Annotated in this window: 11 protein-coding genes and 1 tRNA gene; all 12 read left to right on the top strand. The window is 32.4% G+C overall.

Translation table 11 applies throughout. The features are described from left to right. Window positions 1–356 precede the first annotated feature (356 nt). The 12 genes from A9758_RS06640 to A9758_RS06585 all read left to right on the top strand — a co-directional run bounded on the left by A9758_RS06640 (window position 357) and on the right by A9758_RS06585 (window position 14,214). A complete protein-coding gene (locus A9758_RS06640) occupies window positions 357–1,865 on the top strand; it encodes a DNA-directed RNA polymerase subunit B'' (protein ID WP_011406950.1) in 1,509 nt (502 codons plus the stop codon). A gap of 29 nt (window positions 1,866–1,894) precedes the next feature. After that, window positions 1,895–3,706 (top strand): DNA-directed RNA polymerase subunit B, encoded by a 1,812-nt coding sequence (rpoB, locus tag A9758_RS06635; protein WP_011406949.1) that lies wholly within the window; start codon window positions 1,895–1,897, stop codon window positions 3,704–3,706. 28 nt (window positions 3,707–3,734) lie between these two features. Beyond that, window positions 3,735–6,356, top strand: a complete 2,622-nt coding sequence (locus A9758_RS06630; protein ID WP_011406948.1) for a DNA-directed RNA polymerase subunit A' — start codon at window positions 3,735–3,737, stop codon at window positions 6,354–6,356. Window positions 6,357–6,371: 15 nt separating this feature from the next. Then, window positions 6,372–7,541 (top strand): DNA-directed RNA polymerase subunit A'', encoded by a 1,170-nt coding sequence (gene rpoA2 / locus A9758_RS06625; RefSeq protein ID WP_011406947.1) that lies wholly within the window; start codon window positions 6,372–6,374, stop codon window positions 7,539–7,541. A 10-nt stretch (window positions 7,542–7,551) separates the two neighbouring features. Beyond that, window positions 7,552–7,848 carry a 50S ribosomal protein L30e gene (locus A9758_RS06620; RefSeq protein ID WP_011406946.1) on the top strand — a complete coding sequence of 99 codons (297 nt, stop codon included), beginning with the start codon at window positions 7,552–7,554 and terminating at the stop codon, window positions 7,846–7,848. Window positions 7,849–7,856: 8 nt separating this feature from the next. Continuing rightward, window positions 7,857–8,288: a NusA-like transcription termination signal-binding factor gene (locus A9758_RS06615; protein ID WP_011406945.1), complete on the top strand. Its 432-nt coding sequence runs from the start codon at window positions 7,857–7,859 to the stop codon at window positions 8,286–8,288. Between the two features lie 258 nt (window positions 8,289–8,546). After that, on the top strand, window positions 8,547–8,972 hold the full coding sequence (locus tag A9758_RS06610) for a 30S ribosomal protein S12 (protein WP_011406944.1): 426 nt from the start codon (window positions 8,547–8,549) through the stop codon (window positions 8,970–8,972). Between the two features lie 28 nt (window positions 8,973–9,000). Further along, window positions 9,001–9,564, top strand: a complete 564-nt coding sequence (locus A9758_RS06605) for a 30S ribosomal protein S7 (protein WP_011406943.1) — start codon at window positions 9,001–9,003, stop codon at window positions 9,562–9,564. Between the two features lie 186 nt (window positions 9,565–9,750). Then, window positions 9,751–11,943, top strand: a complete 2,193-nt coding sequence (locus tag A9758_RS06600) for an elongation factor EF-2 (RefSeq protein ID WP_011406942.1) — start codon at window positions 9,751–9,753, stop codon at window positions 11,941–11,943. 379 nt (window positions 11,944–12,322) lie between these two features. Beyond that, complete coding sequence (gene tuf / locus A9758_RS06595; RefSeq protein ID WP_011406941.1) at window positions 12,323–13,564, top strand: translation elongation factor EF-1 subunit alpha; 1,242 nt, start codon at window positions 12,323–12,325, stop codon at window positions 13,562–13,564. A gap of 174 nt (window positions 13,565–13,738) precedes the next feature. After that, complete coding sequence (gene rpsJ, locus A9758_RS06590) at window positions 13,739–14,047, top strand: 30S ribosomal protein S10 (RefSeq protein WP_011406940.1); 309 nt, start codon at window positions 13,739–13,741, stop codon at window positions 14,045–14,047. 83 nt (window positions 14,048–14,130) lie between these two features. Continuing rightward, window positions 14,131–14,214: transfer RNA gene (locus A9758_RS06585), tRNA-Ser, on the top strand. The last annotated feature ends 46 nt before the right edge of the window (window positions 14,215–14,260 follow it).

Genomic DNA, 14,260 nt, shown 5'->3' with positions numbered 1-14,260 from the left:
AATTCTAATTTTAAATAAACTAACTTATTCTAATACTGTTAAGATATGGTATTATAACTTTAATGATACAAGTAATCTAGAGTATAACTTGGTTCTTGTGGAGAAGTAGTTGCCTTTTTATTAATTTATTTTTATTCTATTACCATCACTTTAGAAAAAAAATAAACTAATAGTTAGGTATGTAATCTTATATTAGATGTAAAATCTGTATTATAATCATTTAAATTATAAATTATACAGTTCCCTATTAGGGCAATATCAAGTAGTAAACTAAAACTTAGGAAGAGAAATTTGAATAAAATTAGTAGTGTGTATTTTTATTCAAAGTTGAATTCTTTTCAAATGGAGATGGATATATGACAAAAAACGCATGGTCTTTAGTTGATTCATTTTTTGATGAATATGATATAGTAGACCACCATATCCGATCATACAATGATTTTTTAGATAATAAAATTCAAGAAATTGTTGATATTACAGAACCCATAACATTGGATCATGGTGAGTATACTATTAAAACTGGTGATGTAGAAATAGTTAAACCTTTCATAAAAGAAGCTGATGGTTCTAAAAGTATTATTGAACCATCTGAAGCAAGATTAAGAAATCTTAATTATTCTGCTCACATGTACCTTGACATGGCTCTTGTTAAGGGGGATAGTGACGATTATGAAATGGAAAAAGTTTATATTGGTGAATTACCTGTCATGCTTAAATCAAAAGCATGTCACCTATGTGGTTTAAGTGATGAAGAACTTGAAAAAGTTGGAGAAGATCCTCAAGATCCAGGGGGCTACTTTATAGTAAATGGATCTGAAAGAGCTATTGTTACAATGGAAGAAATTGCTCCTAACAAAATTATCTTAGAACAAAGTGAAAAAGATAAAGAAGATAGAAGAGCAAGAGCAGTTGTAACCTCAATAAAAAGTGGTTTCCGTGCAAGAATCACTTTAGAATATAGAAAACCTCATAAAAAAGGAGTATTCTTAAGAATATCATTCCCTTATGTACCTGGAGAAATACCTCTTGTAATCTTACTAAGAGCTTTTGGATTTGAAAAAGATGTGGACTTGGTAAACAGTGTTTCTGATGATATTAACACTCAATTCTTATTAATTGATGATATTCAAACAACAGGTGTTGACACAAAATACGATGCTATCAAATATATTGGTAACAGAGTAGCAAAGGGAATGACTGAAGAATACAGAATTAAAAGAGCAGAAGATGTAATTGATCGTTATCTTTTACCTCATGTAGGAGTAGATCCTGAATCTCGTATTGACAAAGCAGTATATCTTGCAGAAATGACTGATATGCTTTTACAAGTAATAAATGGTGAACGTGAACCTCACGATAAGGACCATTATGCAAATAAAAGATTAAGAGTATCTGGAGATCTTATGGAAGATTTATTCAGAGTAGCTTTCACAAGTCTAACAAGAGATATGACCTATCAATTAGAACGTAGTCTATCACGTGGAAAAGAACCATCAGTTAAACAAGCAGTAAGATCTGATGTAATAACTGAAAATATAAAACATGCAATAGCTACAGGTAATTGGGTTGGTGGAAGAGCTGGAGTAAGCCAATTACTTGACAGAACAAGTTACATGGGAACACTATCACATCTTAAACGTGTAGTCTCACCATTATCAAGAAGTCAACCTCACTTTGAAGCAAGAGATTTACATCCAACACAATTTGGAAAAATATGTCCTAACGAAACTCCGGAAGGACCAAACTGTGGTTTAGTAAAAAACTTAGCTATAATTACAAAAATATCTGAAGGCTATCCTTTAGAAGATATAGAAAAAACAATCCAAGATATGGATTATATCACACCATTAGATCATAACTTATAAAATGAAAAAGGGATTTAAGGAGACTTATAATGGTTAAAGTTAAAGTTTATATAAATGGTAAATTAATTGGAACAACAGATGAACCTGAAGCATTTGTAAAAGAAGTTAAAGCCAGAAGAAGATCTAATGAATTAACTCATGAATTAAATATAACATACTATGAAGAAAATAGTGAAATATTTATATTCACAGATCCTGGAAGGGCAAGAAGACCATTGGTAATAGTTGAAAATGGAGTTTCAAAACTCACTGATGAAATTATTGATCAAGTTGCAGCAGGAGAACTAAAATGGTTTGACCTTATTCATAAAGGAATCATAGAGTATATTGATGCTGAAGAAGAAGAAAATGCATACATTGCAATGTTTGAAGATCAATTAACAGAAGATCATACTCATCTTGAAATAGATCCATCAACAATGCTTGGTATTTGTGCTGGAATTATTCCATATGCTAACCATAATTCCTCACCAAGGAACACAATGGAGGCAGGTATGACAAAACAGGCTCTTGGATTATATGTATCAAACTATAATTTAAGAACTGATACAAGAGCACATCTCTTACATCAACCACAAATGCCTGTTGTAAAAACAAAAAGTATGGTTTCAACAGAATATGATAAAAGACCATCTGGTCAAAACTTCGTAGTAGCAATTCTTTCATACCAAGGATGTAATATGGAAGATGCTCTTGTTATGAATAAAGCAGCATTAGAAAGAGGATTAGGTAGATCTTCCTTCTTTAGATCATACGAAGCATCAGAAAGACGTTATCCTGGTGGACAAGAAGATCACTTTGAATATCCCGAAAGTATGGTACGAGGATATAGATCAGAGGAAGTATACAAACACTTAGATGAAGATGGACTTATCAATCCAGAAGTACCAGTAACAAGTGGAGATGTATTAATAGGTAAAACATCACCTCCAAGATTCCTTGAAGATGTGGATGAATTTGGTACTGTAGCAGAAAGAAGACGTGAAACAAGTGTTACAGTAAGACATGGTGAACATGGTATAGTAGACAAAGTAATGCTAACAGAAACTGTTGAAGGAAGTAAATTAGCAAAAGTCAAAGTACGTGATCACAGACAACCAGAATATGGTGATAAATTCGCATCAAGACATGGTCAGAAAGGAGTATTAGGTCTTATAGTACCTCAAGAAAATATGCCTTTCAATGAAAATGGTATGTGTCCTGATTTAATGATAAATCCTCACGCAATTCCATCAAGGATGTCTATTGGACAGATTATTGAGATGCTTGCAGGTAAAGCTGGTTGTATGGAAGGACATCGTATTGATGGTACACCATTTACTGGAGTACCAGAAGATGAAATCAAACGTTTACTTAAAGAAAATGGTTTTGAAACACATGGTCGTGAACAATTATACAATGGTATAACAGGTGAACGTTTCAAAGCAGAAATCTTTGTAGGAGTAGCATATTACCAGAAATTACATCACATGACTTCAGATAAAGTATATGCAAGAAGTAGAGGTCCAGTACAAGTTCTCACTCGTCAACCTACTGAAGGTAGAGCAAGAGAAGGTGGACTTAGATTTGGAGAAATGGAACGTGACTGTTTAATTGCACATGGTGCTGCACTAGCATTAAAAGAAAGATTACTCGATGAATCAGATAAATATGAAGCATTGTTATGTGGAAATTGTGGTAGATTAGCAGTAAGAGATAAAATACGTGATAGAACATACTGTGCAATATGTGGAGAAACAGAAACATTCCCAATAGAAATATCATATGCATTTAAATTGTTACTTGATGAATTAAAATCATTATGTATATCTCCAAATCTTGTATTAGAAGATAAAGCATAGTTAATAAATTACTCGGGAGGATTATTAGTTGAAAGGAATAATAAAAAAAGTATCTGAAATAGATTTTGGTTTAATGTCACCAGAAGTTATAAGAAAAATGTCTGTAACTAAAATTGTAACGCCAGATACATATGATGAAGATGGTTATCCAATAGAATCAGGATTAATGGATCCACGACTTGGAGTAATTGACCCAGGACTTAAATGTAGAACTTGTGGTTCTAAAGGTGGAGATTGTCAAGGACACTTTGGACATATTAACTTTGCAAGACCTGTAATACATGTGGGATTTGCAGATACTATTCATAAAATTCTAAGATCTACTTGTCGTAAATGTGGAAGAGTACTTTTAACAGATACTGAAAAGTTAGAATATAAAGATAAATTAGAAGAAAGAATAGAAAATGGTGAAGATATTTCTAAAATCTTAAAACAAATCCATTTAGCAGCTAAAAAAGAAAAATGTCCACATTGTGAAGAAGAACAAATAGAAATTAAAATTGATAAACCAATTTCTCTTGTTGAAGGAACATATAAATTAACTGCTAGTGAAGTACGTGAAAGATTAGAAATGATACCAGAAGAGGATTATATCTTTATTGGTATAAATCCAAAGGTAGCAAGACCAGAATGGATGGTTTTAACAGTACTACCAGTACCACCTGTAACAGTAAGACCTTCAATTACACTTGAAACTGGTGAAAGATCAGAAGATGACCTTACACACAAACTTGTGGATATTTTACGTATTAATCAAAGATTAAAAGAAAATATGGAAGCTGGTGCACCACAACTTATTGTTGAAGATTTATGGGAGTTACTTCAATACCACGTAACAACCTACTTTGATAATGAAGCATCTGGAGTACCACCAGCAAGACATAGATCTGGAAGACCTTTAAAAACATTAGCTCAACGTCTAAAAGGTAAAGAAGGACGTTTCAGAAGTAATCTTGCAGGTAAACGTGTAAATTTCTCAGCACGTACTGTAATTTCACCAGACCCAACATTAAGTATAAATGAAGTTGGAGTTCCTGAAATGATAGCTAAAGAAGTAACTGTACCTATAGCTGTTACTGAATGGAACATGGAAAAAATGAAGGAATATATTAATAATGGGCCTGATGTACATCCTGGAGCAAACTACATAATAAGACCTGATGGACGTAAAATCAGAGTTTATGATGAAACAAAAGAAATGGTTGTTGAAAATCTAAAACCAGGATACATAGTTGAAAGGCATATTATTGATGGAGATATTGTATTATTCAATCGTCAACCTTCACTTCACCGTATGTCAATGATGGCACATGAAGTAAGAGTATTACCATATAAAACATTCAGGTTAAATTTATGTGTATGTCCTCCATACAATGCAGATTTCGATGGAGACGAAATGAACATGCACGTATTCCAAACTCCTGAAGCTCGTGCTGAAGCAAATGACATAATGAAGGTACAAGAACATATTCTTTCACCTCGTTATGGTGGACCAATTATTGGAGCTATACATGATCACATTACTGGTGCATATTTACTTACACATGCATCTACAGTATATCCTGAAGATAAAGCATTCCAAATCATTAAACGTTCTAAAATGGAACTTCCTGAATCTAAAGGAAGAGATTGGACTGGTAAAGAAATTTTCAGTTTACTCTTACCTGATAAATTAAACTTAATTTATAAGGCAGAGATTTGTAGAAAATGTGAGGAATGTAAACATGAAAACTGTGAACATGATGCTTATGTGGTAATTAGTAATGGTCAATTATTACAAGGAGTAGTTGATGATAAAGGATATGGATCTGGTAGTGGTAAAATATTAGATTCAATTGTAAAACAATTTGGTCCTAGTGAAGCTCGTTACTTCCTTGATCATGCTACAAAACTTGCAGTATTTGGTGGAGTAATGCAAAGAGGTTTCACAACTGGTACTGCTGATGAAGAAATTCCTAAGGAAGCAGAAGAACGTATTAAAGAATTACTTGAAAAATCTGATCGTAAAGTGGAACAACTTATTCAAGCATATGAAGATAATGAACTTGAAGCATTACCTGGACGTAGTTTACGTGAAACACTTGAGATGAAAATCATGCAAGTGCTTGGGGAAGCAAGGGATAACACTGGGGTTATTGCAGAACGTTACTTTACAACATCTAACAGTGCAGTAATTATGGCACTCACTGGTGCTCGTGGTTCAATGCTTAACTTAACTCAGATTGCTACTTGTGTAGGACAGCAGGCTGTTCGTGGAGGACGTATTAATAGGGGTTATATTAATCGTACTTTACCTCATTTCCGTAAAGGTGATGTGGGTTCTAAAGCTAGTGGATTTGTACACAGTAGTTATAAGAAAGGACTTGATCCATTAGAATTTTTCTTCCACGCTATGGGTGGACGTGAAGGATTAGTAGATACAGCTATTCGTACAGCACAAAGTGGTTACATGCAAAGACGTCTTGTAAATGCACTTCATGACTTAAGTGTACATGAAGATGGAACTGTACGTGATAATAGGGGAGCTATTATTCAATTTAAATATGGTGAAGATGGTATTAACCCAGCAAAAAGTGATTATGGTATAGTAGCAAATCTTGATCGTTTAATAGAAGAGATGAGATTAGAAGCTAATAGTAATGCTAAATAGGGAGAGTGGATTTTTATGAATGTAGAAGAAGTTCAAGCAGTAGTTAATGAAAATGGTGCTGATTATTTCCCTATTAAACTTGTTGAGGAAATAAGTGAAGCATCTGAACGTAATAATTTAACTGATGATGAATTAAAAACTTTAGTTCTTAAAGTTAAAGAAGCATATGAACGTGAAGAGGTTGAACCTGGTGAATCTGTAGGTACTATTGCAGCTCAATCTGTAGGTGAACCTGGTACTCAGATGACCATGCGTACTTTTCACTATGCAGGGGTAGTAGAATTAAACGTAACCTTAGGGTTACCTCGTCTTATAGAAGTAGTAGATGCTCGTAAGAAAATATCTACTCCTACTATGGATATTTTCTTTGCTGATGATTATAAAAATGATGAAGAATTTATTCGTAAAATGGGTAATAAAATAGGTAAAATAACATTGAATGATGTTATTAAAAACTTCAATGTAAATTATATGGATAACATAATTACAGCTGAAATTGATCAAGATATTCTTGATGAACGTAGACTTGAACTTTCAGAAGTTACTGCTGTAATTGAAAAAACTTTTAAACAGGTAAAGATAAATAATAATTTACTGAGTTTTGAAACCACATTTTCTAAAGATGAAGAAAAAATGCAACAAGGTATTCGAGAATTAAGATTACTTGCTGATAAAATCAGAGATCTTCAAATTAGTGGTGTTAAAGGTATTGGTAAAGTTGTTATCCGTCATGAACATAATGAATGGGTAATTCACACTGAAGGTTCTAATATTGGAGCTATTTTAAAAATTGATGGTGTGGATATTGTTAAAACAACTACAAACGATATTTTTGAGATTGAAAAAGTTCTTGGTATTGAAGCTGCAAGAAATGCTATTATTCATGAGTTATATACAACCATGGAAGAACAAGGGCTTAGTGTGGATATAAGACACATTATGCTTGTTGCTGATATGATGACTTCTGAAGGGGTTGTAAAATCCATTGGAAGACATGGTATCAGTGGTGAAAAATCAAGTGTTCTTGCTCGTGCAGCTTTCGAAGAAACTGGAAAACACTTGCTTAATGCAAGTATTCGTGGAGAAACTGATAAACTCACAGGTATAATTGAGAATGTTATTGTTGGACAACCAATACCTCATGGTACGGGGTCTGTTGGTGTCATTATGAAAGATAAAAACTAGGAGGCAGTAAATGGATATAGAAAGAGGGATACGTGTAGCCGTTGATACTGGTAAGGTTATATTAGGATCCAATAAAGCAATTCAAGCAATAAAACTTGGAAATGGGGAGTTAGCTATTATGGCTGAAAACACTCCTAAAAATGTTAAAGCAGATATTGAAGCATATTCAAAATTATCTGAAATGCCAGTATATACATTTGAAGGTTCCAGTGTAGAACTAGGTTCAATCTGTGGTAAACCATTCACAGTATCAGTTCTAATTATACAAGAACCTGGAGACTCTAACATATTAGAGATTAAGGAGTAAATTGAATTATGTCCATCAAGTTTACAACCAATGAAATCAGATATATTGGCTTGTTTGAAACAATAACAAGTGCTACGGTTAAGGACTGTATTATTGATGAAGAACATGATAAAGTTACTTTTTTGGTAAAAAAAGGAGATATGGGATTAGCAATAGGAAAACGTGGTAGTACTATTGCTAAAATGCAGAATAAAGTAGATAAGAGTATTGAAATTATTGAACACTCTGACGATCCCGGCGAATTTATAAAAAATTTGTTATCTGTAGCTAAAGTAAATTCAATAGAATTTTCTACTAATGCTAAAGGTAATAAAATCGCGACCTTGGATGTCGACTCAAAGACTAAACGTTCTACTATTGGTAAAAATGGTCAGAATATTCGGCGAGCCAGACAATTTGCTAAAAGACAATTTGATATTAGTGATATTATCATAAAATAACCATGTTTATGATTATTTATATTTAGGATTAAAAGTAAAAAAATGGTTTTATTTTACATCCTAAATTCTTAAAAAAACTCAGTTAATACTAAAAACTATAATGAAAAGTATGTAAATTATTGCACACAGCATAAATTTAAATAATACTTCATGTAAATTACACTACTTCATCTGTGTTAAATGTACATGTGGTATTTTTAAATAACTTTGAATAGAATAATAAAAAAATTTTATAAAGTATAAATGGAGGAATAAAATTTGCCAGGATTATTTGCAGCAAAAAAATTAAAAGATAACAGACAAAACTTCCGATGGAAAGACACACAATACAAAAGAAAAACCCTCGGATTAAACATAAAAGCAGATCCACTAGAAGGATCACCTCAAGCAAGAGGAATTGTAATAGAAAAAGTAGGTATTGAAGCAAAACAGCCTAACTCTGCAATAAGAAAATGTGTAAGAGTTCAATTAATTAAAAACGGTAAACAAATTACAGCTTTCGCACCAGGTGATGGAGCTATTGGTTTTATCGATGAACACGATGAAGTAATGATTGAAGGAATAGGTGGACCATCAGGTAGGTCTATGGGTGATATTCCTGGAGTAAGATGGAAAGTTACAAAAGTAAACAACGTAGCTTTATCTGAAATGGTAAGTGGAAAAATCGAAAAACCTGTAAGGTAATTAATTTATTTAAGGAGATTTAATTAATATGAGCTTTAAATTATTCGATAAATGGGATGTAACAGAAGTTACAGTAGAAGATATGGGATTACAAAACTACGTATGTTTAGATGAAATTGTTGTACCACACACAATGGGACGTCACGTAAAAAGACAATTTGCAAAATCTAAAGTATCTATTGTAGAAAGACTCATGAATAAAATCATGAGAACAGAAAGAAACAGTGGTAAAAAAAATAAAGCATACTCCATTGTAGAAGATGCTTTAGAAATTATCAACAATAAAACCAAACAAAACCCTGTTCAAGTTTTAGTAAAAGCTGTAGAAAACACAGCACCAAGGGAAGAAACCACACGTATCAAATACGGTGGTATTGGATACCAAATTGCAGTAGATATAGCACCACAAAGAAGAGTAGACCTTTCTTTAGGATTTATTACAAAAGGTGCAATGCAATCTGCATTTAAAAATAAAAAATCAGCAGCTCAATGTTTAGCTGATGAAATATTATTAGCATCAGATGAAGATTCAAGAAGCTTTGCTGTACAGAAAAAAGAAGAAAAAGAAAGAGTAGCAAGATCCGCACACTAGATTTTGAAACTACTTATCTTTTTTCTCTTTTATTTTTTTTAAAAAAGATATTTATAAAAATTTATTAGATGATTTAAAAAAATAATTTTTAAATTAAATTTAATAAAATTAATAAAGTATTAAACTAATAATTATATAATAATAAAAAAACTAATTAATTTAAGATTTAACATTTAGGTGATTTTATTGAGTCGACGAGATCAAATGGTAAAAAAAATCAAAGATTTAATGTACAAGCCAGACTATATTAGAAACATTGGTATAGTAGCACACATTGACCATGGTAAAACAACATTATCAGATAACCTTCTTGCAGCAGCAGGAATGATATCTTCTGAATTAGCAGGAGATCAAAGATTCCTTGATTTTGATGAACAAGAACAAGAAAGAGGAATTACTATTGATGCAGCAAACGTATCAATGGTACACAGTTATGAAGATAACGAATACCTTATCAACCTTATTGATACACCAGGACACGTAGACTTTGGTGGAGACGTAACCCGTGCAATGAGAGCTGTAGATGGAGCTGTAGTAGTTGTATGTGCAGTAGAAGGTGTAATGCCTCAAACAGAAACAGTATTAAGACAAGCTTTAAAAGAAAATGTAAGACCTGTTCTCTTTATTAACAAAGTAGATAGATTAATAAATGAATTAAAACTTGATGATGCTGAATTACAAAACAGATTTGTAAAAATTATTGCAGGAGTAAACAAACTCATCAAAAACATGGCTCCTGAACAATACAAAACAGAATGGCAAGTAAAAATTGAAGATGGTACAGTAGCATTCGGTTCAGCATATCATAACTGGGCAATTAACGTACCTGAAATGTTAAAAACAAACATTACTTTCAAAGATATTATCCAATACTGTAATGAAGACAACCAAAAAGAATTAGCTCAAAAAATTAAAATTGAAGAAGTAATTCTTGGTATGGTAGTAGAACACTTACCAAGTCCAAAAGTTGCACAAGAATACAGGGTACCTAAAATCTGGTCTGGAGATATAGAATCTGTAGAAGGACAAGGTATGATTGCAACTGATTCAACATCACCACTTGCAGTAATGGTAACAGATGTAAGTATTGATAAACACGCTGGTGAAATAGCAACTGGTCGTGTATATGGTGGATCAATTGAAAAAGGTTCAGAAATATTCTTTGTAGGTTCAATGAGTAAAGCAAGAACCCAACAAGTTGGAGTATATATGGGTCCTGAAAGAATTAATACAGACTCAGTTCCAGCAGGTAATATTGTAGCAATTACTGGTGCAAGAGGAGCTATTGCAGGGGAAACAATTACAGATGCAGACCATAACATAGCACCATTTGAAAGTTTAGAACACATATCTGAACCAGTAGTAACAGTAGCAGTAGAAGCTAAAAACACAAAAGATTTACCAAAACTTATTGAAGTATTAAGACAAGTTGGTAAAGAAGACCCAACATTAAGAGTAGAAATTAACGAAGAAACTGGTGAACACTTAATTGCTGGTATGGGTGAATTACACTTAGAAGTTATTATCTACAGAATTAATGATAAAGGATTAGAAGTAGAAACATCTGAACCTATTGTAGTATACAGAGAAACTATTGCAGGTACAGCAACAAATGTTGAAGGAAAATCACCTAACAAACATAACAGATTCTACATAGATATTGAACCATTATCTGATGATTTAATGAATGCTATTTCTGAAGGAGAAATCCCAGAAGGAAGAGTAAAAGGTAAAGAATTAGCTAAAACATTCCAAGAACATGGTCTTGACAAAGATGAAGCTAAAAAAGTATGGGATGTATACAAACACAGTATATTTGTAAATAAAACTCGTGGTATTCAATACTTAGATGAAATTAAAGAGTTATTAATGGAAGGATTTGAAAGTGCATTAGATGATGGACCACTTGCAAATGAAAAAGCTATGGGAATAAAAATAAGTCTCATGGATGCAAAAATACACGAAGATGCAGTACACAGAGGACCAGCACAAGTATTACCTGCTATAAGAAAAGCAGTATATGGAGCAATAATGTTAGCACAACCAACATTAATGGAACCAATGCAAAAAGTATACATAAGTGTACCTCAAGATTACATGGGTGCAGCAACTCGTGAAGTACAAAACAGAAGAGGACAAATTGTAGAAATGGGTCAAGAAGGAGATATGTCTACTATTGAATCTAAAGTACCTGTTTCAGAAATGTTTGGATTTGCTGGAGATATAAGATCAGCAGCAGAAGGACGTTGTATTTGGTCTACTGAAAACTCTGGATTTGAAAGAATCCCAAGAGAATTACAAAACAAAATCGTAAAAGAAATACGTGAAAGAAAAGGTCTAACTCCAGAACCATATGGACCTGACCACTACTTAGGATAAGTATACTTCTTTTTCGTATACTTTTTTTTAAATTAAATACTAAAAAGTATATTAATAAAAAAATATATATAGTTTATTTAATAAAAGATAATTTTATATATCTAAACTTCATTTAAGTTTAGGAAATTATTGTAATTTATTAAGTAATTAAAGATAATAAAAAGAAATATGTTATTTTACAAGGGAATATAACTATTCCCTGGTTATATTTCTTTGTAGTACAATAGTACAGTATATTTCTTTATTACTTTGTTAGGGGACGTTCTCTAGATATAATCTAGCAATCGGCTTACTAACACTTTATAAATCATACTATTTTCTAATAGTTCCTGATTTATATATTATATTCAATACATGTTTTAATTATGGAGGATATATAATGGCAAAAGAAAAAACACACATGAACTTAGCATTTATTGGTCACGTAGACCACGGAAAATCAACATTAGTAGGACACCTTTTATTATTAGAAGGAGCTATTGCTGAACAACAATTAGATGAAGGAGAAGACAAATTCAGATTTGTTATGGATAAACTCGGTGAAGAAAGAGAAAGAGGAGTAACTATAGATCTTGCTCACGCTAAATTCGAAACACAAAAATACGAATACACTGTAGTAGATTGTCCAGGACACCGTGACTTTGTTAAAAACATGATTACTGGTGCATCACAAGCAGACGCAGCAGTTCTTGTAGTAGCAGCAAACGACGGTATCATGCCACAAACAAAAGAACACATCTTCTTATCAAGAACCCTTGGTATAAACCAATTAATTATTGCAATTAACAAAATGGATGTAGTAGACTACTCTGAAGATAAATTCAATGAATTAAAAGAAGAATTAGGAGCTTTAATCTCAACAGTAGGATTTAAACCTTCAGACGTACCTTTCATACCAGTATCTGCATTTGAAGGAGATAACATCTCTGAGAAAAGTTCAAACACACCTTGGTACAAAGGAAACACTCTTGTACAAGAATTAGATGCATTAGATGAACCAGATAAACCTGTAGACTTACCATTAAGATTACCTATTCAAGATGTATACTCCATTACTGGTGTAGGTACAGTACCTGTAGGAAGAATTGAAACTGGTATATTAAAAACAGCTGAAAACATAGCATTTGAACCAGCTGGAGTAACTGGTGAAGTAAAATCTATTGAAATGCACCACGAAGTTCTTGACAAAGCAGAACCTGGAGACAACGTTGGATTCAACGTAAGAGGTGTAGGTAAAAACGATATTAAAAGAGGAGACGTTGCTGGTACAACACAAAACCCTCCTAGTGTAGCTAAAGAATTCAAAGCACAAATCGTTGTATTACAACATCCTGGTGTAATGACAGTTGGATACACACCTGTATTCCACGCACACACAGCACAAGTTGCATGTACTTTCTTATCCTTAGATGTAAAATTAGATCCTGCAACAGGACAACCTAAAGAAGAAAACCCTGACTTCCTTAAAACAGGAGATGCAGCTTTAGTTACCATTAAACCAACAAAACCTATGGTAATTGAAAACATCAAAGAAATTCCTCACATGGGAAGATTCGCTATCCGTGATATGGGTCAAACCGTAGCAGCAGGAATGTGTATAGACATTACTGATGCAAAATAAGTAAATTAATTTTTACTTATTAATTTTTTTTTAATTAATCGATATCCCATAATGATACTATTTTTAATAAACTTAAGTTTATCATATAGTAAATACTATTCATGTAAATTTTTTTGAATATAATATAAGTTGTTGGATAATCGATATGAAAAGGTTTTATTAGGGAGAATGAATATGAACAAAGCTAGAATTAAATTAACAGGTACAGATCCAGAAAAAATAGCTGATGTATGTAATCAACTTAAAAAAATAGCTGAAAGAACTGGTGTAGATTTATCAGGACCTATTCCTTTACCAACTAAAAAATTAGTAGTACCTACTAGAAAAAGTCCAGATGGTGAAGGTAAAGCAACATGGGAAAAATGGGAATTAAGAATTCATAAACGTCTTGTGGGAATTGAAGCAGATGAACGTGCAATGAGACAAGTTATGAAAGTTAATGTTCCTGATAATGTAAGTATCGAAATAGAACTTAAAGCATAGATAAAATAACAAACTATATAAATTATTACTATCATATATAGTAATAGATTTCAAATAGTTTTATTCTTTTTATTTTTTTAGAGGCCGAGATAGCCTAGCCAGGTAAGGCGCGGGACTTGAGATCCCGTGGAGTTATCTCCTCATGGGTTCAAATCCCATTCTCGGCGTAAACTTTATTTTACAAAGATTAATTATTTATTTTTATTTTTAGAT

It is taken from the genome of Methanosphaera sp. A6 (assembly GCF_001729395.1).
Taxonomy (GTDB): domain Archaea; phylum Methanobacteriota; class Methanobacteria; order Methanobacteriales; family Methanobacteriaceae; genus Methanosphaera; species Methanosphaera stadtmanae.
Note: the sequence above shows the minus strand (reverse complement) of the source record. Positions and strands in the feature narration are given on the sequence as shown.

What these genes read in the sequence shown, in the direction of transcription:
- A9758_RS06640 (WP_011406950.1), top strand. Translation starts at nt 357, where the DNA reads ATGACAAAAAACGCATGGTCTTTAGTTGATTCATTTTTTGATGAATAT.
- rpoB (WP_011406949.1), top strand. Translation starts at nt 1,895, where the DNA reads ATGGTTAAAGTTAAAGTTTATATAAATGGTAAATTAATTGGAACAACA.
- rpoA2 (WP_011406947.1), top strand. Translation starts at nt 6,372, where the DNA reads ATGAATGTAGAAGAAGTTCAAGCAGTAGTTAATGAAAATGGTGCTGAT.
- A9758_RS06620 (WP_011406946.1), top strand. Translation starts at nt 7,552, where the DNA reads ATGGATATAGAAAGAGGGATACGTGTAGCCGTTGATACTGGTAAGGTT.
- A9758_RS06615 (WP_011406945.1), top strand. Translation starts at nt 7,857, where the DNA reads ATGTCCATCAAGTTTACAACCAATGAAATCAGATATATTGGCTTGTTT.
- A9758_RS06605 (WP_011406943.1), top strand. Translation starts at nt 9,001, where the DNA reads ATGAGCTTTAAATTATTCGATAAATGGGATGTAACAGAAGTTACAGTA.
- tuf (WP_011406941.1), top strand. Translation starts at nt 12,323, where the DNA reads ATGGCAAAAGAAAAAACACACATGAACTTAGCATTTATTGGTCACGTA.
- rpsJ (WP_011406940.1), top strand. Translation starts at nt 13,739, where the DNA reads ATGAACAAAGCTAGAATTAAATTAACAGGTACAGATCCAGAAAAAATA.